Annotated in this window: 28 protein-coding genes and 1 pseudogene; 12 read left to right on the top strand and 17 right to left on the bottom strand. The window is 63.6% G+C overall.

Going from position 1 to position 24,039, the window contains the following annotated elements; genetic code table 11:
* Window positions 1–43 precede the first annotated feature (43 nt).
* Window positions 44–331, top strand: a complete 288-nt coding sequence (locus FZI91_RS07970) for a YiaA/YiaB family inner membrane protein (RefSeq protein WP_155938306.1) — start codon at window positions 44–46, stop codon at window positions 329–331.
* On the opposite strand, the gene FZI91_RS07975 is transcribed toward FZI91_RS07970, so the two are convergent.
* Both FZI91_RS07975 and FZI91_RS07980 read right to left on the bottom strand, forming a co-directional pair.
* A complete protein-coding gene (locus FZI91_RS07975) occupies window positions 328–1,233 on the bottom strand; it encodes a hydroxymethylglutaryl-CoA lyase (RefSeq protein WP_155938308.1) in 906 nt (301 codons plus the stop codon). The two genes, FZI91_RS07970 and FZI91_RS07975, sit on opposite strands and share 4 nt — an antisense overlap.
* Window positions 1,230–2,429 carry a CaiB/BaiF CoA-transferase family protein gene (locus FZI91_RS07980; RefSeq protein WP_155938310.1) on the bottom strand — a complete coding sequence of 400 codons (1,200 nt, stop codon included), beginning with the start codon at window positions 2,427–2,429 and terminating at the stop codon, window positions 1,230–1,232. Before FZI91_RS07980 ends, FZI91_RS07975 begins: the two co-directional genes overlap by 4 nt.
* A gap of 121 nt (window positions 2,430–2,550) precedes the next feature.
* Between FZI91_RS07980 and FZI91_RS07985 the strand changes: the two genes are divergently transcribed.
* The 5 genes from FZI91_RS07985 to FZI91_RS08005 all read left to right on the top strand — a co-directional run bounded on the left by FZI91_RS07985 (window position 2,551) and on the right by FZI91_RS08005 (window position 5,664).
* Window positions 2,551–3,105: an RNA polymerase sigma factor gene (locus FZI91_RS07985; protein WP_155938312.1), complete on the top strand. Its 555-nt coding sequence runs from the start codon at window positions 2,551–2,553 to the stop codon at window positions 3,103–3,105.
* Window positions 3,102–3,797: a Rieske (2Fe-2S) protein gene (locus FZI91_RS07990; protein WP_155938314.1), complete on the top strand. Its 696-nt coding sequence runs from the start codon at window positions 3,102–3,104 to the stop codon at window positions 3,795–3,797. The genes FZI91_RS07985 and FZI91_RS07990 overlap by 4 nt, the downstream gene beginning before the upstream one ends.
* 66 nt (window positions 3,798–3,863) lie before the next feature.
* Entirely contained in the window at window positions 3,864–4,328 is a 465-nt protein-coding gene (locus FZI91_RS07995) for a cupredoxin family copper-binding protein (RefSeq protein WP_239001895.1), read from the top strand.
* A complete protein-coding gene (locus FZI91_RS08000) occupies window positions 4,325–5,257 on the top strand; it encodes a metallophosphoesterase (RefSeq protein ID WP_155938316.1) in 933 nt (310 codons plus the stop codon). Before FZI91_RS07995 ends, FZI91_RS08000 begins: the two co-directional genes overlap by 4 nt.
* Window positions 5,254–5,664 (top strand): hypothetical protein, encoded by a 411-nt coding sequence (locus FZI91_RS08005; RefSeq protein WP_155938318.1) that lies wholly within the window; start codon window positions 5,254–5,256, stop codon window positions 5,662–5,664. The genes FZI91_RS08000 and FZI91_RS08005 overlap by 4 nt, the downstream gene beginning before the upstream one ends.
* On the opposite strand, the gene FZI91_RS08010 is transcribed toward FZI91_RS08005, so the two are convergent.
* The gene (locus tag FZI91_RS08010) at window positions 5,665–6,438 is read right to left on the bottom strand and encodes an SDR family oxidoreductase (protein WP_162526519.1); all 774 of its coding nucleotides are present in this window, start codon (window positions 6,436–6,438) and stop codon (window positions 5,665–5,667) included.
* Window positions 6,439–6,587: 149 nt separating this feature from the next.
* Between FZI91_RS08010 and FZI91_RS08015 the strand changes: the two are divergent.
* A pseudogene (locus FZI91_RS08015) lies at window positions 6,588–7,582 on the top strand (LysR family transcriptional regulator).
* Entirely contained in the window at window positions 7,572–8,204 is a 633-nt protein-coding gene (locus FZI91_RS08020) for a phosphoribosyltransferase (protein ID WP_162526557.1), read from the top strand. The pseudogene FZI91_RS08015 and the gene FZI91_RS08020 overlap by 11 nt, the downstream one beginning before the upstream one ends.
* Before the next feature lie 43 nt (window positions 8,205–8,247).
* Here the strand turns inward: FZI91_RS08020 and FZI91_RS08025 are convergent, their stop codons facing one another.
* From FZI91_RS08025 to FZI91_RS08035, 3 genes are read right to left on the bottom strand one after another with little or no spacing between them, the layout of a single operon-like run.
* Window positions 8,248–9,402, bottom strand: coding sequence for a NotI family restriction endonuclease (locus tag FZI91_RS08025; protein ID WP_155938322.1), 1,155 nt, complete (start codon window positions 9,400–9,402; stop codon window positions 8,248–8,250).
* Complete coding sequence (locus tag FZI91_RS08030; protein WP_155938324.1) at window positions 9,399–10,667, bottom strand: DNA cytosine methyltransferase; 1,269 nt, start codon at window positions 10,665–10,667, stop codon at window positions 9,399–9,401. The genes FZI91_RS08025 and FZI91_RS08030 overlap by 4 nt, the downstream gene beginning before the upstream one ends.
* Entirely contained in the window at window positions 10,664–10,852 is a 189-nt protein-coding gene (locus FZI91_RS08035) for a hypothetical protein (RefSeq protein ID WP_155938326.1), read from the bottom strand. Before FZI91_RS08035 ends, FZI91_RS08030 begins: the two co-directional genes overlap by 4 nt.
* 202 nt (window positions 10,853–11,054) lie before the next feature.
* Here FZI91_RS08035 and FZI91_RS08040 point away from each other — a divergent pair, with 202 nt between their 5' ends.
* Complete coding sequence (locus tag FZI91_RS08040; protein WP_155938328.1) at window positions 11,055–11,714, top strand: DedA family protein; 660 nt, start codon at window positions 11,055–11,057, stop codon at window positions 11,712–11,714.
* Here the strand turns inward: FZI91_RS08040 and FZI91_RS08045 are convergent.
* The gene (locus FZI91_RS08045; protein WP_155938330.1) at window positions 11,711–12,331 is read right to left on the bottom strand and encodes an ABATE domain-containing protein; all 621 of its coding nucleotides are present in this window, start codon (window positions 12,329–12,331) and stop codon (window positions 11,711–11,713) included. The two genes, FZI91_RS08040 and FZI91_RS08045, sit on opposite strands and share 4 nt — an antisense overlap.
* A gap of 134 nt (window positions 12,332–12,465) precedes the next feature.
* Between FZI91_RS08045 and FZI91_RS08050 the strand changes: the two genes are divergently transcribed.
* Entirely contained in the window at window positions 12,466–12,780 is a 315-nt protein-coding gene (locus tag FZI91_RS08050; RefSeq protein WP_155938331.1) for a hypothetical protein, read from the top strand.
* 225 nt (window positions 12,781–13,005) lie between these two features.
* Window positions 13,006–13,287, top strand: coding sequence for a hypothetical protein (locus FZI91_RS08055; RefSeq protein ID WP_155938333.1), 282 nt, complete (start codon window positions 13,006–13,008; stop codon window positions 13,285–13,287).
* A gap of 51 nt (window positions 13,288–13,338) precedes the next feature.
* Here FZI91_RS08055 and FZI91_RS08060 read toward each other — a convergent pair whose 3' ends face one another.
* On the bottom strand, window positions 13,339–14,421 hold the full coding sequence (locus FZI91_RS08060; protein ID WP_155938335.1) for a hypothetical protein: 1,083 nt from the start codon (window positions 14,419–14,421) through the stop codon (window positions 13,339–13,341).
* 140 nt (window positions 14,422–14,561) lie between these two features.
* On the bottom strand, window positions 14,562–15,275 hold the full coding sequence (locus FZI91_RS08065; RefSeq protein ID WP_155938337.1) for a DUF1326 domain-containing protein: 714 nt from the start codon (window positions 15,273–15,275) through the stop codon (window positions 14,562–14,564).
* Window positions 15,276–15,493: 218 nt separating this feature from the next.
* Between FZI91_RS08065 and FZI91_RS08070 the strand changes: the two genes are divergently transcribed.
* On the top strand, window positions 15,494–16,393 hold the full coding sequence (locus FZI91_RS08070; protein ID WP_155938339.1) for an amidohydrolase family protein: 900 nt from the start codon (window positions 15,494–15,496) through the stop codon (window positions 16,391–16,393).
* Here FZI91_RS08070 and FZI91_RS08075 read toward each other — a convergent pair.
* From FZI91_RS08075 to FZI91_RS08110, 8 genes are read right to left on the bottom strand one after another with little or no spacing between them, the layout of a single operon-like run.
* Window positions 16,348–17,424 carry an NAD(P)/FAD-dependent oxidoreductase gene (locus FZI91_RS08075; protein WP_155938341.1) on the bottom strand — a complete coding sequence of 359 codons (1,077 nt, stop codon included), beginning with the start codon at window positions 17,422–17,424 and terminating at the stop codon, window positions 16,348–16,350. The genes FZI91_RS08070 and FZI91_RS08075 overlap by 46 nt on opposite strands.
* A 10-nt stretch (window positions 17,425–17,434) precedes the next feature.
* Complete coding sequence (locus tag FZI91_RS08080; RefSeq protein WP_162526558.1) at window positions 17,435–19,051, bottom strand: AMP-binding protein; 1,617 nt, start codon at window positions 19,049–19,051, stop codon at window positions 17,435–17,437.
* 23 nt (window positions 19,052–19,074) lie between these two features.
* The gene (locus FZI91_RS08085; protein WP_155938345.1) at window positions 19,075–19,380 is read right to left on the bottom strand and encodes an acyl carrier protein; all 306 of its coding nucleotides are present in this window, start codon (window positions 19,378–19,380) and stop codon (window positions 19,075–19,077) included.
* Window positions 19,377–20,114, bottom strand: coding sequence for an ABC transporter ATP-binding protein (locus FZI91_RS08090; protein WP_155938347.1), 738 nt, complete (start codon window positions 20,112–20,114; stop codon window positions 19,377–19,379). The genes FZI91_RS08085 and FZI91_RS08090 overlap by 4 nt, the downstream gene beginning before the upstream one ends.
* Before the next feature lie 5 nt (window positions 20,115–20,119).
* Window positions 20,120–21,226, bottom strand: coding sequence for an ABC transporter permease (locus FZI91_RS08095; protein WP_162526520.1), 1,107 nt, complete (start codon window positions 21,224–21,226; stop codon window positions 20,120–20,122).
* On the bottom strand, window positions 21,223–22,413 hold the full coding sequence (locus tag FZI91_RS08100; protein ID WP_155938349.1) for a cysteine desulfurase family protein: 1,191 nt from the start codon (window positions 22,411–22,413) through the stop codon (window positions 21,223–21,225). Before FZI91_RS08100 ends, FZI91_RS08095 begins: the two co-directional genes overlap by 4 nt.
* On the bottom strand, window positions 22,388–22,789 hold the full coding sequence (locus FZI91_RS08105) for an iron-sulfur cluster assembly scaffold protein (RefSeq protein ID WP_162526521.1): 402 nt from the start codon (window positions 22,787–22,789) through the stop codon (window positions 22,388–22,390). The genes FZI91_RS08100 and FZI91_RS08105 overlap by 26 nt, the downstream gene beginning before the upstream one ends.
* Window positions 22,789–23,934 (bottom strand): acyl-protein synthetase, encoded by a 1,146-nt coding sequence (locus FZI91_RS08110; protein ID WP_162526522.1) that lies wholly within the window; start codon window positions 23,932–23,934, stop codon window positions 22,789–22,791. The genes FZI91_RS08105 and FZI91_RS08110 overlap by 1 nt, the downstream gene beginning before the upstream one ends.
* Window positions 23,935–24,039 lie beyond the last annotated feature (105 nt).

Genomic DNA, 24,039 nt, shown 5'->3' on the forward strand with positions numbered 1-24,039 from the left:
CTCTACTCATGTCCCACGCCCGCGGGACTGTCATCGTGGTCGCATGAGCACATCCGAACCCGTTTCCAAGGCCACCGCGGCCTATTACATCCAGTCCGCCATCGCCTTTGGCGTGTCGTTCGGATCAACATTGTTGGGCATCGTCTACCTCCCACTGACCACCTGGCAACGCGGATTTCTCGCGGTCTGCATGGTCTTCCTGGTAACGAGCTGCTTCAACCTGGCCAAGTGTGTCCGCGACGCTCACGAGACCCAACAGGTACGGCATCGGATCGACGAGGCCAGACTCGACAAGATGTTCGTCGAACACAACCCGCTCAAGACTGCCTAGGCGCCGAGCAGCCGGTCTCCCGCGCGCAGCAGGGCGCTCGGGACCTCATGTCCGACAACCGATTGCACCACTCGGGCGGCCTCGATCGCGGCATCAAGATCCACGTCGACACCAATGTCGCTGTCCCGCAGCAGATACACCAGATCTTCGGTGGCGATATTGCCGGTGGCACCCGGCGCGAATGGACAGCCGCCGAGCCCACCGATGGACGAGTCGAGCCGTGTCACCCCGGACTGCACGGCGGCGTACGCACTGGCCAGACCGGATCCGCGGGTGTTGTGGAAATGCGCGCCCAGCGGTACCTCGCCGACGATCGGTAGCACTGCCGCAACAAGGTTCGTGACGCGCCGCGGGGTGGTAGTGCCGATGGTGTCGGCCAGCGCGTAGCGGTCGACGTTCCAGTCTCGGGCCCGGCGCAGGATGTCGAGCACCCGCCGTTCGGGGGTGGGCCCGTCGAATGGGCAGTCCCAGGAGCAGGCGACAATCACCTCCACTGTGGCACCAACATCGTGGGCCAGTGCCACGATGTCCTCGATGCGGGCGGTTGCCTCGGTGGTGCTGCATCCGACGTTGGCCTGACTGTGGCCGTCGGATGCCGAGAGAACGTACTCGATCGAGGTGAGCCCGGCCGCCAGGGCACGCTTGGCGCCATTCGGACTCGCGACCAGGGCCGAGAACTCGATATCCGGATAGTTGTGCAGCTGCGCCGACAATTCCGCCGCGTCGGCCAATGCCGGCACCTTGGAGGGCGACACGAACGCCGTCGCCTCCACCTCACGCACACCCGTGGCCGCGATCGCATCGAGCAGTTTCAGCTTGTCCGCCAACGGGATCGGCGCCTCAAGCTGCAGCCCATCCCGCAACAGCACCTCGCGGATGGTGACATGGGCAGGCAGATTCATAGCGTCCCTTCGGCCCGTAGGTTCTCGATATCATCGGCGCTCTTACCCAACAGCCCCAGATAGACGTCGTCGTTGTGCTGCCCCGGCCGTGCCGGGCCCGCGCTCCGAACACCGCCCGGAGATTCGGACAGCACCGGAACCACACCCGGCCCCAGCACCGACCGGCCGAGCGTCTCATCGAAATGCTCGACGAGCATCTCCCGCGCCTTGAGCTGCGGATCCTGCACCACGTCGGCGACGGTGTTGATGGGGCCGGCGATCACCCCGGCGGCACTGAGCACGTCGATGATGTCGCGGGGTTGGCGCCCCGCCGCCCATGCCCCGATGATCCCGTCGAGCTCGTCTTGATTACGCCCGCGGGCAACGTGATCGACGAATCGCTCATCGGAGCTCAGCTCCGGTTGGTCCATCGCCTCGCACAGCCTGCGGAACACGGTGTCCTGGTTCGCGGCGATCACCACCCAGCTGCCGTCGGCGCTCTGGTAGATGTTCGACGGCGCGATGCCCTCTAGACGGGTTCCCGACGGCCCCCGCACCACCCCACCCACGTCATAGTCAGGAATGGTGGATTCCTGTACTGCCAAACAACTTTCGGTCAGCGCCACATCGACAACCTGTCCACACCCGGTGACGGTCCGACGGTACAGCGCGGCCAGCGCGCCCTGGGCGGCGAACATCCCGGCGAGGGTGTCTCCGATCGAGAGCGCCATGCGCGGCGGGGGGCCGCCGGGGAAGCCGTTGAGATGCCGCAGGCCACTGGCCGCCTCAGCCACCGACGCGTATCCGGCCTTGTGGGCGTCGGGCCCGGTCTGCCCGTATCCGGACACGCGGACCAGAATGATGCCCCTGTTGCGTTCGGCAAGGACGTCATAGCCCAGGCCCCACTTCTCCAGCGTGCCGGGCCGGAAGTTCTCGACGATCACATCCGACTTTTCGACGAGGTCGAGGAACAGTGCGCGGCCGGATTCGGTGCGCAGATCCAGGGTGATGGCCTTCTTGTTGCGGGCGTGCACCGTCCAGAACACGTGGTGTCCGTCGACCTCCGCCTGCCCCCAGGTCCGTAGCGGATCCGGTGCGGCGGGCGGTTCGATCTTGAGCACCTCGGCGCCCATATCGCCAAGCAGCCGCCCCGCGAAAGGCCCGGCGATCAGGGTGCCCAGTTCCAGCACCCGGATCCCATCAAGAGCACCCGTCATTCCCGTGACGCTACCCCGAACCACATGGCCGCCTGGATCGTGTAACCAGTGGCACTACTTCTTCATGGGCAGATATCTGGCTGCCCGGTGAGGGATGCTCGGGACGGGACAACAGACGGTGATGACGCAACGTGATCCCACCGCCCGGCGCGGCTTGCGGGCCGTTCCGGGTGGTGGTGACCACTATCCGGACTGGCAGTCCGTGTACGCAGACAACGCCGTCTGGGTCTATCGCACCATCTTCGCGCGGGTGGGCAACAAACCGGACGCCGAAGATCTGACGACCGAAGTGTTCCTCGCCGCGCTGCGCCCGCTTCGCCTCACCGCCACCAAGGCCGAGGTGCGGGCCTATCTGCGGACGACAGCGCGCACCGTGCTGGCGGCACACTGGCGCGAAACGCTGGGCCGCGAGATCACCTCGATCCCCGATCTGCAGGACATCGCCGACCGACCGCCCGAGACCGAAGAATCCATCAGCACGGCACCGCAACACGCGAGGGCGGTCCTGGACGCACTACCGGACAACTATCGTCGAATCCTGGAACTCCGGTTCCTGCAGAGCTGTTCGATCAAGGAGTCCGCCGCAACCATGGGTGTCACCGTCGCCAACGCCAAGGTGCTGCAGCACCGCGCACTGCGTCTAGCCGCCCAGATCCACGAACAGGACCCATCATGAATCCGCGTGGGCTACGCCGCTACGTCGACGACCTACTCCGGGGACGTCGGCCCAAGGCATTTCGCCCCGACGATTTCGAGGCAGCGCAGATCCGGACCGCGATCGAGCTGCGCGCGAGTCAGCCCGGAGACGACACTCCGAGCCAAGAGTTTCTCGCCGATCTACATGAACGTCTTGCCGAGCAGATGGGTGATGCCCCAGCACCTTCCGGCCAGAAGCGGTGGCAAGCACCCACCCGTCGAACCGTCCTCGTCGGCACCTCCGCAGCCGCTGCCGCCGCCGCGGTTGCCGTCACCACCGACCGTCTGGTGGTGCGGAAGGAACAAACAGATCCGCAACAGGCCTCGGGCGAGATCGTGCCGAACACGGGCAGTTGGCAGCGCGTCGCGGCCAGCAGTGCGGTACCCGAAGGCGGGGTGCGTCCCTTCGACCTCGGATTCGTCAACGGATTCGTGCGTCGGACCGCCGGCCAGGTCGAAGCGGTCTCGGGTGTTTGCACACACCAGGGCTGCAAGCTCTGGTTCGACGGTGCGCAAGACCGGTTGCAGTGCCCGTGCCACACCACATCGTTCAGCACCGACGGGCGGGTGCTCACGCACCAACTGCCGATCGCGCCCAAGCCGCTGCCCAAGCTGGAGGTACGCGAGGCCAACGGTCATATCGAGGTATTCGCACCCGACCGTCCCGTGTAACCCGCTCCCCTATCCCTGGGTGGTAGTCCGCGACTCACCGCGGATTCGTTCATGGAAGGGGCCCTCATGCTTTTGCGCTCTCCATCGCGCTACGCCGTGCTTGTCGCGGTCGCTATCCCGCTGGCAGCGTGTTCCGGTGGCGGCAGCACATCGTCGGATGCACCGCTGTCGATCACCATTGCCTCCGATGCCAGCGGCACACCCGGGATGACCGGGCACAGCATGCCGGAGATGTCCGGCATCATGGCATCCCGCGGCAACACCCCGAGCGCGCCCGCTCCCGCCGGGCCCGCCGTCCACATCGAGAATTTCGCCTTTAACCCCGCAACGTTGACGGTGCCCGCCGGTACCACCGTCACCTGGACCAACAAGGACGAAGAGCCGCACAACGTGGTGGCCGAAGACGGATCGTTCCGCTCGCCAGGGATGGACGCTCAGGGCACCTTCTCCTACCAATTCGCCACGCCGGGCACGTACCAGTACGTATGCGGCATCCACCCCTTCATGAAGGCAACGGTGGTAGTCCAATGACCGACGACAACGATCCGCAGAGCATGACGCGGCGGCAGCTCATCCGACACACCGCCTGGTTCGGTGCCGCAGTTGGATTGACTGTCGTTGGCGGAGAGGTTATCTCGCATATCGCGGGATCGTCCCCTGCGAACAGCGGCACTCGGCCTACGCTGCGTTTCGCGCAGATCAGTGATAGCCACATCGGGTTCAACGGCACCGCGAATCCCAACGTCGTCGATTCGTTCGGTCGCGCAATCGATCAGATCAACAACCTCGGCTACACCCCAGATTTCGTCATCCACACGGGCGATCTCACGCATCTGGCTACCGACGCGCAGTTTGATCAGGTCAAGCAGATGATGTCCGGGCTCAGCACGCCGCACGTGTTTACCGTTCCGGGAGAGCATGATTCGGTGGAAGACGCCGGACAGAAGTACCGCAGCGTCTTCGGCGGCGGAACCCGCGGCGACGGGTGGTACAGCTTCGATATCGCCGGTGTCCACATCATCGGGCTGGTGAACACCCTCCATCTGAAGAAGCTCGGACATCTCGGGGATGATCAGCTCGAGTTCCTCCGCAAGGACCTCGAACCGTTGTCTTTAGACACCCCGATCATCGTGTTCAGCCACATCCCGCTCTTCGCCATGTATCCCGACTGGGGTTGGGGTACCGATGATTCCGCTCAGGCATTGAGTTACATGAAACGGTTTGCGTCGGTGACCTGCCTCAATGGGCATGTCCACCAGCTCTTTACCAAGACCGAAGGAAACATCACCTTCTACAGCGGCACGACGACGGCGTATCCCCTACCGAAGCCGGGCGACGGCCCCGCGCCGAAGCCAGTGACGCTGCCTGCCGGCCAACTGCAAGACATCCTCGGCATTCGCGAGGTCAGTTACCGCAAGGGCAGTGCGGCGCTCGCGATCAAGGAGGACAAGCTCATATGAACATTGCGCTTCGCCTCGGCCTGGCCGCGACCTTGGCCACCAGTGGGTACGCCCACGCGTACCTGTACATGCATGGATACCAACATATTCCGACGATCGGCCCCGGTTTCCTGATCCAGGGCAGCGCCTTCATCGCGTTGGCCGTGCTGATTGCGGCGGGCGCCCCCGGGTGGATGACGGGGCTTGCGGGTCTGGGTTCTGCCGGAGCGCTGGCGGCGTTCGCCCTCTCCCGCACGGTCGGCCTGTTCGGATTCTCTGAACGTGGTTGGGATCCCTCACCGTATGCCAGCATCAGTGTGGTGACGGAACTGGCCGCCGTCGTCCTGGCGAGCGTTCTACTCGCCAAACACGTACGGCGGCCAGCCGTGACTCCGACCTCCCGGACGGAGCCGTTAGCGCAACAGTGACTATTTGGTGGTGTAGCCGCCGTTGATCAGGATGGTCTGCCCGCTGATCCACCAGCCATCGCTGACGAGGAACCTGACGAACGGTGCGATGTCTTCGATATCCGTCAAACCGGTCTTGGAGAACGGCGAGAGTGCGGCAGCGGTCTTGTGGTACGCGACGGCATCCTCGCCCTCGGCCGGGTAGAAGAACGGGGTGTCCATCGGGCCGGGACCGATCGCCGTTACCGAAATGCCGCGCTCCCCGAACTCCTTGGATGCCGCACGGGTGAAGTGCTCCACCGGTGCCTTCGTCCCGGCGTATGCCGCGTAGTAAGGGGTGTACGCACCCAGCAGTGAGGTGACCAGCGTAAGAATCTTGCCGTTGTCGTTGACGTGCTTTCCCGCCTCCTTGAGGAACAGGAACGCGGACTTGGAGTTCACCGCACTCGCCGAGTCGTACTCCTCCTCGGTGATCTCGGTGAACGGCTTCTTGATGACCTTGCCGACCGTGTTAATGGCGATATCGGGACGCCCCACCGCTTCGACGGTCTCCGCGAACAGTTTGCTTACTGCATCTCCGGTGGTCAGGTCGCCCTGCAGGGCAACCCCCTTTGCGCCGGCTGCCTCGATGGCGGCCACCGTTTCATCGGCCGCCGCCTTACTTGACGCGCTGTTGTAGTGCACCGCCACGGCCCCGACTCCGTGCTCGGCCAAATCTCGGGCGATGAGTCCGCCCAGATTCTTGCCGCCACCAGCGATGAGTACAGTCTTACCATTTAGTGAATGATTTGTCACTCGATTATCTCCATTTCCGTGCACCCGAAACGACCCTCGATGAGTGAGCACAGGCGTCACCCACTCCCTTGTCACGATCGTAGGTTTTACTTGCACAAGGGAAAACCACATTATTCTTGTGAATACACAAGAAGGAGTTGTCATTGCAGATGAAAGAGGTCACCGAAGATAGTTCGCTGGCAGACCTGTTGGACTCCCGACGATTGTTTCAGTTCGTGGTCGCCGCGAAAGCCCCCACATTGGCAGCCGCCGCAGCCGAGCTATTCATCACCCAGCAGGCTCTATCGTCGGCGATCCGCCAACTGGAACGCGATCTCGGCGTCGAGCTGTTCTCACGCGCACAACGCAACCTGCAACTGACCGATGCCGGCCGGGAGCTGTACACCGGGGCCAAACCACTGCTCGCCGGGATACGCGCACTGGCCAACACGACGCGAAATCTTTCGAACCCACAGCGGGCCTTCGTAATTGGACACTCTCCGGCGATCTCTAGCGCGGAGGTGTACCGGCTCATCGAGCCGGCAGTGATCGCCAACCCTACGGTCTCCGTCACCGTGCGACAGGTCTTTCCTGGCACCATGCGCGACGGGCTGCTCGACGGTGCACTGGATCTGGCGCTGCGCCGTGGTGTCGACATGCCCACCGATTTGGCCACCGACACGCTGCTCTATCAGCCGCTGCGTATCGCCGTCGTACAGTCCCATACCCTCGCCTTGCGCGACCGCATCGACATCACCGATCTCGCCGAGTTCCCGATTGTGGTGTGGGCTCCGCCCCGTCACTCGTTCTATACGGACCTACTGGTTTCGCATTGCCGCCGTAGCGGTTTCGAACCCCGACTGCTGGTCAATCCGGTGCAGGGCACCCCTCCGTACACGGCGGTGCTCGCGCACCCCGATCATTGCGTCTTTGTCACCGACGACCCCGGGGATATCTATCGCGGAAAGGTACGGGTCATCGAGATCGCCAATCCCCCACTTGTTCCAATTCAGGCCGTGTGGCTGCCACATACGGTATCCGCCATCCGCAGCGCGTTGTTCGAGGCCGTCCAGCGCTCCTAGGTGTTGTCAGCGCGCCATCTTGGCCGGAAGATGGAGGTACTCAAGGACGCTTCCATGTCGCACACACATCGGATGTTCACTGACCGCCAGGACGCCGGGCGCGTTCTGGCCCGCATGCTTGCGCCGTACGCCATGCACGATGTGGTGATCCTCGCGTTGCCGCGCGGCGGGATACCGGTGGGACGGGAGATCGCGGCGGCCCTCGGAGCACCTCTCGAGGTATTGGTGGTCCGCAAGCTCGGAGTTCCCGGACACGAGGAGTACGCCATGGGCGCCATCGCCAGCGGTGGCCTGATGGTTATCGATAACCAGATCGTGCACATGATGGGAGTTACCCCCGAACAACTCGATGAGGTGTCCACCCGTGAGCGTCGCGAGCTATCCCGCCGCGAGAGGGTCTACCTGAATCATCGTGGCGTCGAAATCAATGGCAAGACAGTCATCCTCGTGGACGATGGGATCGCCACCGGCGCCACGATGCGCGTGGCGCTGCTGACGATCAGGAAGGCCGCGCCCGCGCGGGTGGTGGCAGCTGTTCCCGTCGCCCCACGATCAGCATTCCACCGATTCAGTGGTCTTGTAGACGATTTCGTCGTCGCTTCGTCGCCCTCCCGATTCCTCGCGGTCGGCAATGCCTACCAGGACTTTCATCAGGTCTCCGACGACGAAGTGTGTGCCCTTCTCACTTCGCCGGGTTGTGTTTGAAGCTCGCGCTGACGATGCCGTGATCGCCGCGTTCGGTGCGCTACTAGCGGAGCAGATCTGCGATGTGGACCCCAACCCGGCGATTCAGGGCGTGGACTACCGAGTCCTCGTGATGCGATTCTCCAATTGCATTGGCTGGCGCTACATCCAGGGCGAGGCGGCTCAGAGTTGCCGCGTCGGTCGCGATGACGAACTGAATACTGATGGGCGTGGTGCTACCGTCCGCGGGCGGTTCTTCGTCGATATCGAAGACGTAGATCCAGTTTGGTGCCAGCTGACTCATATCCGGCATCGCCTCCCCTGGGGCGCGCAGGCGGTGAGTCCCGTCCCCCATATCGACGACATCCGGTGCTCCCAGGAAGGGCTGCCAGGAGTCCCAGACGGGCCGCGGTAGCGCCAGGATGCAGCCTGAGGACGATGCGCGCCGGGCGATCTGGAATTTGAACATCACCTGGTAAAAGGTTCGCTTAAAGACGTTGCTGATGTTCGGTCCCTCAACCCGCCTGCCGGGCCAGTCCGGATGCGCAGCGACTTGACTCGCAAAGTCATTCGCGTGAAGGTCAAGACCGCCACGCAGGGCATCCACGGCATGGCGGTACGAACCGTGAGTGTCGGTGGTCTGCACCTCGACAACTCCATATCGCCCCAACGTGACGCTCGACGCATCTTCCGGGGACGGCACCACCTCGACGACCGTGATGTCGAACGAGAGCTCCGGGCTCGCCGGAGAGCGCGGCAATGAGATCTCGCCGCCGAATCCTTTCTGGAATGTCAAAAATTGCAACGGCTTTGATGGGTTCAGTGCATCGGCGATCATTCCGTCACGGACGGCTTCGTCGCGGAGGCTCGTCACGGGGATTACGCGAAGCGCCTCGTTGGTCTCAAGGCCAAAGAGCCGTCTAACCATCGCGTCCATCAGGTCATCGTCCAAAGCCCGGTTCGGACATACCAACCAGTCCTGCCGGGGACCGTTGCTGACCGCGCTGATCGTGCACACTCCGCGGCTGTTCTCGCTCTTGACGCAGGTGACCTCTTCCTCTGCCACGCGCGAGAGAAACGGGCAGCACTGCGCACGCTGATCGCGCAGGGCCTCGGCGTGATCGGCAACCAAGGGAAATACGCGGTGGCCAAACCACTCTGCGACGTGCGGACGCGCGAACTCGCGTTCGGCCTGCGACCTGGCAGGGCGACGGGTCATGCCGCGTACCGCTCTACCAGCTCGCCGTAGTGACCGATGAACGGAATGGGCCGACGCCTGAACGGCTGTGACAGCCGCTCGCCGCGCGCGGCGCCCGAAAGGCACGAAATAACCTCCGCAGCAACCGCTTTTGCGAGCGGTACCGGTACCGCATTGCCTACCTGGGTGTACTTACTGGTATTGGTTCCGGCGAATGAGAACCAGTCGGGAAAACCTTGAATTCTCGCGGCTTCACGAATCGAGATGGTGCGATGCTGCTCGGGGTGGGTGTACTCCCCTGACTTCGGATCGCGAAACCTCGTGATGATGGCCCGGGGAACTCCTTCCCAATCCATCCGCCGGTACCTACGCGTGTGATCCTTCCGCAGGGCCCTCTGCATGCTGCCGGGGAGGAGTTCGTACGGCAGGTCTCGCCAATCCTGCCCGGGCTCCAGGTAGCGCAGACGCGTCAACGTCAATTCGGTCAACGCGGCGGCATAGTGATCATGCAATTCGGAGGCCGGCATACGGCGCCCGTTCATCTTTCTCCGCGCCGCCCTCTGGAAACCATGAGTCGGTGCGCCGAAATAACCCGAAACAGACTCTCCTGCATTGACTTCCGGCAGGTCACCGATTGCGGCACGTGTTGTCAGCAGGCCTTTATACGCATCGTCTGGAATCGTGACGTTGGAGACCAAGTCTCCAATGCCGTCCGAACCATGCGTCGGCGCGGGAAATCCAAATCCCGCAGGGACTTCCAGGTCATCACGCCAGGCAATAATCACCAGGCGCCATCTCATCTGCGGTGCACCGTACTGCGCAGCCAACAGCTCAGCACATGCTGCGCGGTAGCCCAGGTTTTCCAAACCGGTCAGTATCGCGGCGAGATACGAGCCCTGCGACAGGGTCACCAGGCCGGGCACATTTTCGATCACAACAACCCGAGGCTTAATCGCACCCGTGGCTCGTAACACCTCGCGGTACAACGTGTTTCGTAGATCGGCAATCTTTCGCGAGCCGATCATGCTGAATCCCTGACACGGAGGCCCCGCAAACAGCATGTCTAGTTCACGAGGTTTCAGGCCAATCGACTTGACTAGGTCGGCATCGGACAGAGTCCGGATGTCCCCATCGAACATGTTTCCTGACAGGTGACGCCGATGCGTTGCTACGGCGTACGGGTCGATATCGGCCGACCACACCAGATCGAATCCTGCGTCGACCAAGCCCAGGCTGCCCCCGCCCGCACCTGAAAAGAGGTCGATCGCTGTGAGGTCCTGTTTCATGCCGAACCAGCCTCATGGTCAGCCAAACCCGCAGTGATGAGACGACCCACGGTGTCGGAGATGGACTCAGACGACGCCTCCGCGGCGGCCGACAGCTGATTGGCCACCGACAATGGAACCCGGATAAGGATTGCCTTCCGCTCCCCACGCCATTGCGGTCGACGCCGACGGGAGCCTTTAGTCACAGAAGGATCCTGATACACGTTTGCACGCCCACCCCGCACGCGACACTGGCGTGTCGCGAAATAGTCGAGTCACACCACTCACATAACCAGGAGCCACCGACACGGGCGCCAGACGACGTCATCCGTATCGACCGAGAGCATGCCAGACGGGGTTCTCGTGTTGTTTCCTGTCCAGCAATGTTGCCTGGCTAGCTTCCAGCCCATGGACATGGGTCTGGCACCCGCGGACGTCATGGATCCGATGTATTGGCTGGGCGAGGGCGGACTGTTCGGCGGCGCCGTCCTGGCGGGAGTCATGGTCATCGTCTTCATCGAAACCGGCCTGCTGTTTCCCTTCCTACCCGGCGACACCCTGCTGTTCTCTGCTGGACTGATTGCTGCGCAGCCGAATTCCCCGATTTCGATCCAGGTGCTGGCGCCCTGCGCCGCGGTGGCCGCCCTGCTGGGCAGTCAGTGCGGGTATTTCATCGGCCGTCGGCTCGGGCCGGCCTTGTTCAAGAAGGAAGACGCACGTTTCTTCAAACAGCGCTATCTGACGGCCTCGCGCGATTTCTTCGACAAACATGGACCCAAGACACTTCTCATCGCGCAGTTCATCGGCGTGGTACGCACCTTCACCCCCGTCATCGCCGGCATGTCCGGAATGCGTTACCCCGTATTCCTGCTGTACAACGCCATTGGCAGTGCCGCCTGGGGCATTGGCCTGACGACGGTCGGCTACTTTCTGGGCAATGTAGCGTTCGTCGGCGAGCACCTGGACGTCATCATCCTGGTGATTGCCGTCTTGTCTACGCTGCCTGCCGCCGCAACAGCGGCGAAGGTGTACCTGGACAAACGGCGCGCGGTCGCCGACAACGGCTAGGAACCCTCCGCGGCTTGGCGGTCGTAATGCCGCTTCACTCGGGCGCGATTACCGCATCTCGGCGTGCACCATTCCCGGCGAGGGTGCTCCTTGACGAAGTAGAGCACGCAGGGCGAGGCCAGGCACGCACGCAGCTGGTGCCGCTGCACGCCACCGAAGAAGTCGACCGCCTGACGCGCGATCAGCCCAACGGTCAACCGTGCCTGCGATCCGCGCGCGGTCACCGTTCTTGCGGGCTCGCCATCGGTGGGCCACACCAGCTCCGCCCGGGTACGTGCGAGTGCGTTGATCGCGGCGACGGCCTGTGCATGCGTCATGCCGGATGTCGGGGGGCGCGGATCCTCGGTGACTTCGGCCGCCAGGCACCGTAGGGCGTCGCGCAGCACCCGTAGGTCAGCGGCGACAAACCGCGCATCCTCCAGCGGGAAGGCAATAGTCTGCGCACCCGATTCGGCCAGGATCCGATCGGCCATCGCGTTGAGCCAGGAATGCACCGCGACATCGCCGTCCAGGGCGTCACGAACGTCCCCGCGATCACCGCGCATGGTGTTCATCAGCTCCACGGGAAGCGGTTCGCCCAAGAGTGCGGCGATCGTGCCCGACGTGCTCATACCCATTCCTCGACCCTATCTCCCCTAATGGATAGCGCCACTTGTAACCATGTGCCCTATCTAACAGTGCAGAGGAAATACCTACTAATGGCTGGTGGTTATCCATGCCATTAGCACTTCTCACGGCGGAAGGAACTGCCATGAACACCAAGATCACCTCGTTCGCCCAGTCGGCCACCCGGACCGCGGTCTCATTCCTGGTCGCACTGGCGGCGCTGGGGGCGATGGCCGTGGCATCCTTCGCCTTCACGGCGCAGGCCTCTGCGGCGGGAGGGAGCGGATCCTCCGCATCCGACACCGTCGACAGGCTGCAGGCCCAGGGGTACACGGTTCAGCTGAACGGCATCGCTGACGCCCCGCTTTCCCAGTGCATCGTGACGGGTATCGAGGGGCTGCGCGGCGCCACCGCATTCTCAACGGTGTACGTCGACATCTCGTGCCCCACACACAACTGAATCCAGCCCGAAAAACAAAACGCGGCCCCACCCCGGTCCTATGGCCGTGGCGGAGCCGCGTTTGGCGTATTCGATTGTCTTGCTTTACCGAACAGTCTCCTGGCGGCGGTTATTCCGTTTCGAGCCGACTGACTTATCACAGACCATCCAGGATGGCATCAGATAGCGCTCACGTTATTAGAAGCATCGCAAGAAGATCTTCAAAAGTATTGGAGTGCAGACGAAATGACCACCATCACCGCCACCTCGAAGACAATCTCCACCAACGTCCGTCGTGCTGTCGCCGTCGCTGGTATCGGTCTTGCAATCCTGGTTCCGACCTACGCCGCCGTCGAACTGACCGCTGCCCCGGTGTCCGCCGTCGCGGGCGAGAGCAATGGGGGCGCCGGTGGAAACAATCGGGATCACGCCCGGATGGGCACCGGACAGTACTCGATGAACAACTCCGGCCCGCAGATGCGGTACACCTCGCCCCCTAGCGGCCGGTACATCGGCGGCATCAACTAATCCCGCCAAAGACCAAGGGCCGCTTCCGGATAGATCCCGGGAGTGGCCCTTTCAGTTCTGCCAGTCGGGTACGCCGCCCAGCCGCTCTTGATCCGAGATCGCCCGGAAATCGAGTCCGTAGGTCTTGGACAGCCTGGCCTCGGCATTTCGGATTGCCTCTCGCGAACCTTCGTCTTGGGCAAGCTTCGTGGCGTCAATCCGTCCGACGGTGACAAAGCGAGCAAAGTCAGGATCAGAGGCGAGGTCCGGGTGGGCGTTGAGCAGTCCTTGCAAGATCGCCACCGTCTGGGCGAATGAGTTGTTCAGGACAATGGGGGCGACGAGCTGTCGCATCGCGTCCGCACTCCTACCCGTACTCGAGTACTGAGTCGGAGTTTCGGTAGCCTTCGCCAAATCCTCTGCAATCCACGAGTATCCGACCGTCTCGGTGAAGCCTGGAACCTGCTCCAAGACGGAGAGGGTGCTCTCGGCGAGTTTGTTGGCGACGCCGTCCTTATGCGCGTCCCGCCATCGGTTGGCCTCTCTGCCAAACAGGTTCGAATCTTCCCCGCCTGCTTGCATCACCTGGTTGAGTCGTCCGCCGACCTCCAGTGAGCTGGGCCGCCACATGTCGTACGGTCCGAATTGACCGGCGTTCACGACGAGCTTCACACACTGCACCGACGCGGAGCTGTTGGCGATGAGGGCAGATTCTCGGTCCTGATCGAGGATCGAGAACAGATCACGCATCGATTCGGCTTCTGTGAACGTCCAGATGTCGCGGGATCCGAATCCGTGGCCGCTCGCTCCCGCTAACTCGGCGAGGTGCGGCGCAAGTCCACGACTGATGGATCTCAGCAGTTCGGGTTCTGCCTCCCCGAACGTCCCACCGCCAGGCAGATGCTTGAGTTTGGGAGCCGTGTCGACAAGCTCATGCGCAACCACGCTCGCACTGCGGGCGTCAGGGACACTGCTCCACCGGTCCTTCGCAGAGCGCAGCAGCTCGGCACGCGCGTTGACGATCTCGTGATCCCGGGACAATTTGTAGCCGAGTCCCGTTGCGACTGCTAGGGCGACCAATACCGCTGCGATGATTCGGAAGCGGCGAGATCGCCAACGGTTGGGCACCTCATCGCTCTGACCTTCACGCGGCATCGCCCACCCCGTCTGTCTGCCAAGAATCTGCTTGCCAGCACAGTACAACTGCAGGACCGAGGCCGGCACACTGTCAACCTAAGCCACTGACGAAGTCGGACCGCACCCTAGTTCCGTCCCGGACGCGGTCCGACTTGCTCTCAGTTCGAGCAGCAGCATCCACCCGCCTGCGCCGTGGCCAGCTCCTCCGACACAACCTCTACCTTGCCGTCGGGACGCCAGTCGAACGGGAAATGCTTACTCGAAGCGCCGCGATGCTCGTGCGACCATTCGAACCCGACGGAGTGGTCCTTCTTGACGACGCCCCAGGTCGCGACCTGGCCCGGTCCGACCTCGGCGCCCGGCGCGTTGGCGGTGGTGACGCGGCGATTGGGGTCGGCGGTCGGCCCGGTCAATGCCTCGACGTGCAGGTCCACTTTGCCGGGGATCTCGGCACTCCAGCTCGCAAGATCGTCGGCCTTAGTGAAGTTGATCGGCACGTATTCGATGCCGCGCAGCTCCTCGATGAGGCTTGCGAACTCGGCGGGCCAACCACCCTCTTTGCCGGTGAAGATTCGTTCCAGCGCGATGCGCTGGCGGGCGTCCGCAGCCTCATCGATGTAGAACATCAGCCTCATCGTGGCGTTCGGGTCGCCGATCCACATATTCCCCTTGAACTCGCCCTGGGCGATCACGCCCAGACCGCTCACATCGACATCGTTCCAATGTCCTTCGCTCACATGCCACACCAAGGTGAACAAGCAGTCTCCATGGGTGGGCTCCTGCGCAAAGCTGCACGGGCAAGGCAGTTTGCAGCTGCACACATCGAACCAGTCGCCCTTGAGGTTCCAGTCGTAAGTTTCCGTCGCCGACATTTCGTCCGTTCCTTTCTATACCCCGAGGGGGTATCTGACATGCCGAACGTAGCAGTGCTCGCCACGCCTTGGCAAGTACCCCCAGGGGGTACTTGTGCCGGCCTTGTCCGACCCACACGCCGAGCTGCGACCCGTACCCGAAGCTTCGGCCGCGTACAGCAATCAGCATGCGCATACCAGCGGCAACATCGACGGTCGCGGTTGATATAGATAGGCGTATGTCCGAATCAGCCTTCGACCCGGCGCCCATCAGACAGATCTGGCACGAGCTAGGCATCCCGGGGATTGTGGACGTGCACACCCACTTCATGCCCAAGCCCGTCATGGACAAGGTGTGGGCCTACTTCGACTCGGTGGGCCCGCTGGTAGGGCGTCCCTGGCCGATCGTCTATCGCGCCGAAGAGTCGAAGCGGGTCGCGACGCTGCGCGAGTTCGGCGTGCTCCGCTTCACCTCCCTGGTCTATCCGCACAAACCGCAGATGGCGGCCTGGCTGAACCAGTGGGCCACCCAGTTCGCCGCAGAAACGCCTGACTGCATCCACACCGCTACCTTCTATCCCGAGCCCGAAGCCGCCGACTATGTGCGCGAAGCGATAGAGGCCGGGGCGAGCGTCTTCAAGGTCCACATCCAGGTTGGCGCCTTCGCACCCAACGATCCCCTGCTCACCCCGGTGTGGGGTCTCATCGAGGACGCCGGCGTTCCCGTGGTGATCCACTGCGGGTCCGGTCCGGCGCCGGGCGAATTCACCGGACCTGAGCGAATCCGGTTACTGCTAAAGCAGTTCCCCCGCCTACGCCTGATCATCGCCCACATGGGCATGCCCGAATACAGCGACTTCCTCGATATCTGTGCGCAGCACGACGAGGTCCGGCTCGACACCACCATGGCCTTCACCGCATTCTCCGACGAGAAGGCGCCGTTCCCGGAAGCCGATTACCCGCGGCTTATCGACCTAGGCCACAAGATCCTCTTCGGCAGCGACTTCCCGAACATCCCATACGGATACGCCGAGGCGATGACGGGGCTTCGGGCCTTGCCCGGCGTCGATGACGACTGGGTGCGCGGAGTTCTCTATCGCAACGGCGCCGAGCTCTTCGGCGTGGAGGACCAACGCTGACGCAACAATCGGTCGACGACATAGGCCGCATCCCTGCCGACCCCGCGCAACGTCGCCGAAGACAACGACCGCTGCCACTCGAGCCCGACGTAACCCAACCCCCGGTGCGTCGTCGACACGCCGTTCCGGTGCCGTGGAACGCCGCAGGCATCGAGCGTGCCTAATCCAGCCAGATAGTCGACGGCCGGTCGGTACCCCGTCGCCCACACCACAGTGTCGACCGATTCGGTGCTTTCATCGCTCCATGCCACGGCAGCACCGTCCATATCCGTGAACATCTTTCGACAATCAGGACGTCCGGCCTCGAGCGCCGCTCGATAGCGGCCACCGTCGAATACCGGGGCGGTCGGACGACGCGGCAGCCATGAACCGACCGGAGCCGTATCGAATCCAGTTCGGGTGTACCAGAAATGCATGTCAAACCCGAACGGACGCTGGGGCACCAACCGCACTCCCCCACGGGTAGCCAACGTGACGGTCGCCGCATCTGCGAGCTCCACGGCGATCTGCACTGCGGAATTTCCCGCCCCAACCACCACCACCCGCTGTCCACCGAACTGTGCGGCCTCACGGTACTGCCCGGCGTGTAACTGGTGACCGGTGAACTTTTCTAACCCGGGAATGGCTGGAATGTAGGGGTTTCCGTGTGTGCCGGTCGCAGAGATCAGGATCGGCGTAATCAGTGTGTCGCCGCATTCGGTCGTCAGCGCGTATCCGCCGACATCCTCGCCGACACGCGCCACTTGGCAACGCAACCGAAACTCCACGTCGAGCCGCACCGCGTAGTCCCGCAAGTACTCGATGACCTCGTCACGGCGCGGGTAGCGATCCGGATCGCCAGGGAACGACCGACCAACCATGCCGGAGTACCGGGCAGGACTGAACAAAGTCAGGCTGTCGTAGTAGTGCTTCCACGCCCCCCCGGGTTCGGAACCCGCGTCCAGGATGACCGGCCGTAATCCCCTGTCAATCAACGCTGTTGCAGCGGCGAGGCCCGCCTGCCCGGCACCAACCACGACAGCATCACACATCTGCGACACGTCAACCTCTCACGGAAGGGAGAACACCCGCTCGATACTGCTCGCGCACCTTGAGCCGCTGGCGCTTCCCACTGGTGGTCAGCGGGATCGTCCGAGCCGGCACCAGCACCACCTGGTCCAGTGAGAACCCGAACGCGGCACGCACGCCCGCCGCTATCCGGGTGCGCAGCTCCGCATACTCATCGGCCGCTGCCCGGGTTCCCACCACCGCGACCACCGACTCGCGGGCGCGTTCTTCGTCGGGCACAGAGAAGACAACCGACACTCCCCCGGCACCGGAGATGCTGTCAATCTCCCGCTCAACGTCGTACGGCGGAAAGTTGCGCCCCCGCACGATGAGCATCTCCTTGCGTCGACCAACCACGAACAGTTCACCCTCGGCAAGGAATCCGCGGTCGCCGGTGTCGTGCCATCCGCCCTCGGGAACGGTGACCCCGCCATCGGGAGTCAGATAGCCCTGCATCACCGACGGTCCGCTGACATGGATGTCACCCACTGCGCCGTCGGATACCAGCGCGCCTCCGGGTCGGACGATTCGAAGTTTGAGCCCGTCGATCACCCGTCCACAGGACACGGCGGGCACGCCGTCCTCCGGACTATTTCGAGTGCGCAATGGTTGCAGCGCAACGGTTGTCGCGAGCACCGTTTCCGCCATGCCGTAACACGGAACCAACGCGTCGGCCCGCATCCCCAGTGGTGCAAGCCCTTCGCTGACATCGCGCATCACCGAATACGGAATCGGCTCGGCACCAACATAGGCATGACGGAGGCGTGACAAATCGACATCCGATGGCGCGCCGGAGCGTCTGACCGCATCCAACACGGCACGGTACGCAAACGGTGGACCGGCGGTGTGCGTCGACCCGTGGTGTGCCATGTGCCGTATCCAGGACAGCGGATCTCGCAGGAATCCCATCGGTGCCAGCACCCCTACGCGCAGGCCGTAGAGGAGCGCGGCAAGCACCTGGATGAATCCCATGTCGTGATAGAACGGCAGCCAGCTGAACACCCGATCACGTCCACGCAATACCCTTGTGCCGTACGCGATTGAGCTGGCGTTGTGCACCACGTTGCCGTGCGTCAACAGCACCGCTTTGGGGGCCGAGGTGGAGCCCGAGGTGAGCTGGATGTGGTGGACGTCGCCGGGCTGGGCGTGCACCCGCTGCGGCCAATCGATCGGGTCGGCATCGGTCAGCTCGCCATACGTCACGACGACCGGGTGCGTCACCGCCACCGCCACCCGCGACGGCGCGATGACCATGGCAGGGTTCAATACCGCCAGCGCTGACGAAAGATGCGCAACCCCTGCCGATTCCAATCGTGACGGGATGGGTGGCGGGGCGATAGCACAGGGAGCTGCGCCGAGCAGCAGCACCGCCAGCAGCGTCGTCAGATACTCCTCATCGCTCGCGGCCACCATGGCCACCCGATCGCCCCGGCGCAAGCCGCGGTCCGCGAGCGCCGCCGCGCGCACCCTGGTGGTGTGAACCAGATTGGCCCCCGGCAGCGTGTAAAGGTGATTCCGCGAGTCATAGAAGTCGATCTGCTCCAGATCGGAGCGCAACAGGGTGGGGTAGTCGATTGCACCGGTGGCCATGGCCGGCGCATTCGCCTGCACATGCTGGCGAATAGCGTTATCGCTCATCCCTGTTCGCGACGCTTCGCCTTATCGGCAAGACGCTGGCGGATCAACGCGCCGATATCCCCGACCACCGTGAATCCGAATGCTTCCTCTTCCGGGATGAAGACGGAGAACCTGTCTTCCAGCTCGTTCATCAACGCCATCAGCACCACGGAGTCAACCGGAAGCCCCAGCAGCGGGGTGTCGGCATCGACGGCGTCGAGATCGACCTGCGCCAGATCCTCCGGGGGCAGCAGCCTGCTCAAGGCGGCTCGGAGGGCCTCGACGACCTCGATATCGTCGGGAAGCACAGCGATTTCGGTCATTTTTCCTCTTTCTCCAGCAGCACGCCATCCTCGAGGTGCAGCACGCGGTCAGCGATATCGGTGAGGCGCAGGTCGTGAGTCACGATCACCACCGCGGCACCTTGGGTTCTCGCGGCATCCGCAAGCTGTTCGGCCACTTTTTTTCCGGTCGCCGAATCCAGGTTGGCGGTGGGCTCGTCGGCGAGGACCAATCCCGGTCGTGCCACCAGCGCACGAGCAGCGGCGACCCGTTGCTTCTCCCCGCCCGAGAGTGCCGAGGGACGGTGTTCGGTCCGGTGGGCCAATCCGAGCTCTGCGAGTAGTTCTCGTGCCCGCGACATAGCGGCGTTCTTCCCTACTCCGGCGTAGCGCAGCGGGAGCGCTACGTTCTCAGCGCTCGTCAACGCAGTGAGCAGGTTGTACTCCTGGAACAGAAATCCCAGACGTTCCAACCGGATTCGTGCGCGCTCCCGCTCGCCCAGTTCACCGATGTCCTGGCCGCCGATCCTGACCCTCCCCGACCTCGGGGTCAGGAGCAGCCCCATGACCAGGAGCGCGGTGGTCTTGCCGCCACCCGAGGGACCCACGACAAGCACAACTTCACCGGTGTTGACCGTCAGATCTAGACCGCGCAGCGCGTGCACTGCGGCATCGCCGGTTCCGTACTGATGCTCGATACCCACAAGTTGCAGCACCGGCCCTTGCGATGTGTCCGGCGGATCCGAACCATCGTCACGAATTTCGCAGCAGCTCATCGGGCTCACCTCCGGAACGCCTGTGCGGGATCGATCCGGGTAACCCGCCGGACCGGGATCAACGATCCGATGATGGCCATGGCGCCGGTGGCGGCGGCCATCGCGAGAAGCATGGTGGGAGTGACCTCCACTGTGACGTCTCCCAAACGATCCTTCACCAGAAACTGCACACCGTAGGTGATCCCCGCGCCCACCAGGTATCCGAGTCCGGCGATCAGTACGGCCTGGGTAATCACGGTGCGGCACAACTGTCCTGGGCGAACCCCCAGCGCACGCAGCACACCGAAATCGCTCATCTGTTCGGTGGTCACCGCGAGCACGGTCAACCCCACCAACGCGACCCCAACCAGCGCGGCTATGCCGATCATCGTCTTGAGTGGCCGCCCGATCATCGAGATGACAATGGCGCGACTGTTCTCGGCGAAGGTGGCCGAGGTCAGTGCGTCCGCACCTGGGACCTGCTCACGGACCGAGGTCGCCACCTGATCGGCCGTGAATCCATCGGCGGGCTGAACGAGGAAGTAGGACACACGATTTCCGGCCCGCAACAAGTGTGCGGCGTCCGGCAGGGAGATGAATGCGTAGAAGTTGCCCACAGCAGCCGTCTGATTCGATAGTCCGACGACCGTGAAATCGCCGTCCACGAGCTGCACGGTATCGCCGACGTGAATCTTGTTCTTCTTGGCCAACACCCTGTCCAGCACGACCTCGCCGGAGCCGGCGACGTTACGCCCCTCCGACAGCGACCAGGGGCCGCCCACGCCGGTACCCGTGTCGTATCCGACGACGAAATACGCTGTGTGCCCGCCGTTGTGCACAAAATCGGACGGCAGGCCGAGGATCGGGTCGGTCGACCGCACCCCGGGGACGTTCTGCAGCTGGCCCTTGGCGTCGCCGGGCAGCCAAGACACCGCGCGGAACATCTGAGTCACACCGGGCTGCACCACCCACACCGCCCCCTTGGAGTGGTCGATGTAGGTGGTCACCTGCTGGGTGGTGCCCACGAAGATGCCGGACATCACCAACACCAGGATGACTGCGACGGCCACCCCGATAACCGACAGGACGAACCGGGCGCGCTCGGCCACCAGGTTTTTGACGGCGACGATCACCGCGCCATACCTCCCGCTACGGCGCGCAACCGCGCAACCGCCCGAGTGGTAACCGCGATGACCGTTTCCACATCCTCCGGCGATACGCCCGGCCCCAGAGAGAATCGCACGGTGGCACGGGCTTGATCCTCGGTGAGCCGCATCGCCTGCAAGACATGGGAAACCGAGTCTTCTCCGGCATGACACGCCGATCCGGTAGACACGTAAATACCGTGCATGTCGAGATAGTCGGCCAGGGTATCTGCACGAATACCCTCGAAACGCACACTGACGGTCTCCTCCAACACTGGCTCGGCCACGTTGAGATGGACCCCGCCCACCGCACGCAGCCCGTCGATCAGCTGCTCACGTCGATCCCGCACGTCCAGGCGGTAATCCATCGACACCCTGCGCAGACACACCTCGACCGCGGCTGCCATACCGAGTGCCCCCGGCACGTTCTCGGTACCCGCGCGCAGCCGGTTCTCCTGCGGGCCTCCGCGCATCACGGGCGACAGCCGATGTCCGCTCCGGATGACCAACGCACCCATTCCGCGCGGGCCGCCAAACTTGTGCCCCGATACCGAGATCATGGTGGCACCAACGCCTGTCAGGTCCAACTTGCCTGCGGTATGCACAGCATCGACGTGGAATGCGATACCCCGCCGCGCCGCGACACCGGCGATCTCCCCCACGGGCTGGACGGCACCCGTCTCGTTGTTGGCGTGCATTACCGAGACCAGCACCGTATCGGGGCGCAGTGCACGTGCCACCGCCTCGGCGTCGACGTGTCCCGACGACGCGGGATCTACGAACGTCACCTCGACACCCAGGTCGTGCAGCGCGCGGGCGTTGGCAAGGATGGCAGGGTGCTCGATGGAGGTGGTCACCAGGTGGCCCCGAAATCCCACGGCTGCAAAGGTTCCCCACAACGCCAGCGTGTTCGCTTCGCTGCCTCCGGAGGTCAACACCACCTCGCCGGAATCGGCGCCGAACATCCGCGCGATGGTATGGCGCGCGACGGCGAGAGCATCGGCGGCGTCACGTCCGGCGCCGTGGCGGCTCGACGGGTTGCCCACCAGCCGGTGGGCGTCCTGCATAGCCTGCGCGGCGTCGGGGTGCAGTGGCGCGGTGGCGGCGTAATCCAGATAGATCTCGGACGGCGCTGCCTGGACGGGCGGGCTAAGAACCAGGGATGGTGCTGACATCTTCGTCAATTCCGTTGCGGTAGTTGTTGGCTAGACGGCGCGCGACATCGGCGCCGAGGGCGGCGACATGCTGCTGTTCGGGCGAGAAGCCTCCCGACCAATCGGCGATCTGGGTCGCCTCGACGGTCGCGATCGCTTCCACCGGCAGTCCGACGAGACGCTCAGTGAGAATGGACGCCACCGCCAAGGAGGCCGAGCACCCATAAGCCTCAAATCCCATCTGGCTGACGGCGTCATCGCGGATCTTGGCGGTCAGCAGAATCTGATCCCCGCACACCGGGTTGCCGATGAAGGCGGTCACATCGGCCTGCGCCAAGCGCCCAGAGTTACGGGGGTTGGTGAAGTGATCAACCACCGTAGGACTGAACCGGGGCACTAGACCCCGACTCCGGTGTTCGCCAGTTCACACTCGGTGACGACTTCCCGTGAGTCTATGTACTTTTCGATGCTCACGGCGCAGCAGCCCAGCTCCGCGCCTTGACGGCGGCGACGGAACTTCACGGTCTGTCCGGTGCGACCGCAGGGGCAGTCGCCTTCGTCCACCTCACCGATATCGTCGGACAGCAGGAAGCCCGGGTACGCGGTGTTCAGTGCGTCGAGGATTGCTATCCCGCCGGTTTTGCCCGGCCCCAGCTCGATGGAGGCATCGGTGACGTCCCGGATCGAGATGTAGCACCATGGCGGCACATGCTTGCGCTGATGCTCGCACTCGATGGCGAGCATGTTCGACTCGATCATCCCGTACATGTCGCGGATGCGGGTGCGGTCAATGCCGAACACTCGCTGCGCCTTCTCGTTGAAGTCGTCGCGCCCGATGGAATTACCGGTGTACTGCTTCCACCCACCGAGCATGATGATCAGCGATTCAGGATCGAGGCTGAGCGGAATATCCTCCAGTTCCAGGTATTTGAGGAAGCGCGCGATGATGAACGGCGGACCGATGAGGTGCCGCGTCATCCGCCCCTCCCAGCTCTGCAGTTGCGCCAGGGCCTCCTCGGGGTCGAAGGAGTACTCACGCACGATGTAGCGGTGGTCGTCCAACATTCCGGTGAGGAGATTGAAGATCTTCACCATGCCCATCTCCGGCACCTCGGCGGTGGACGGGCACAGGAACAGTCCCGCGCCCTGCGAGATTCCGAAGAAGTCCCGGTATCCGCCGAAGATTCCGACCGAGGCCCGAGTGACTGTCGTCGCGTCGCGCCGGGCCACCGACGGCACTCCGCTGGTGCCGGTGGAACGGATCTCGATCTCGACGTCCTCAAGCCCGCAGGTCATGAGCACGTGTGCCCCAGCCTGTTTGAACATGCTGACCGGAAGCAGCGGGATCCGGTGCAGATCCGACCATCCGTGGATGTCACTCGGGGTGAGGCCCACGGCGTCGCATTGGGCCCGGTAGAAGCCGTTGCGTTCGAAGTGCGCCGCGAATGATTCGCGCACCACATCGGTGAGCGACCGCTGCCACTCGTCACGCGCCACCCGAAGGGCGTCCCCGGGCATCCCCAGCATGGTGACCAAATCCACTGCACATCTCCTTTGACTGCTCTCGTGCCCGCTGCCCACAGAGGGCACCGGTGGAGTGGTCGAATCATGGTGAGGAAAAGTTCCCGCAGATTCTCGGGTGTTCTG

The organism is Mycobacteroides sp. CBMA 271, assembly GCF_009729205.1.
GTDB lineage: Bacteria > Actinomycetota > Actinomycetes > Mycobacteriales > Mycobacteriaceae > Mycobacterium.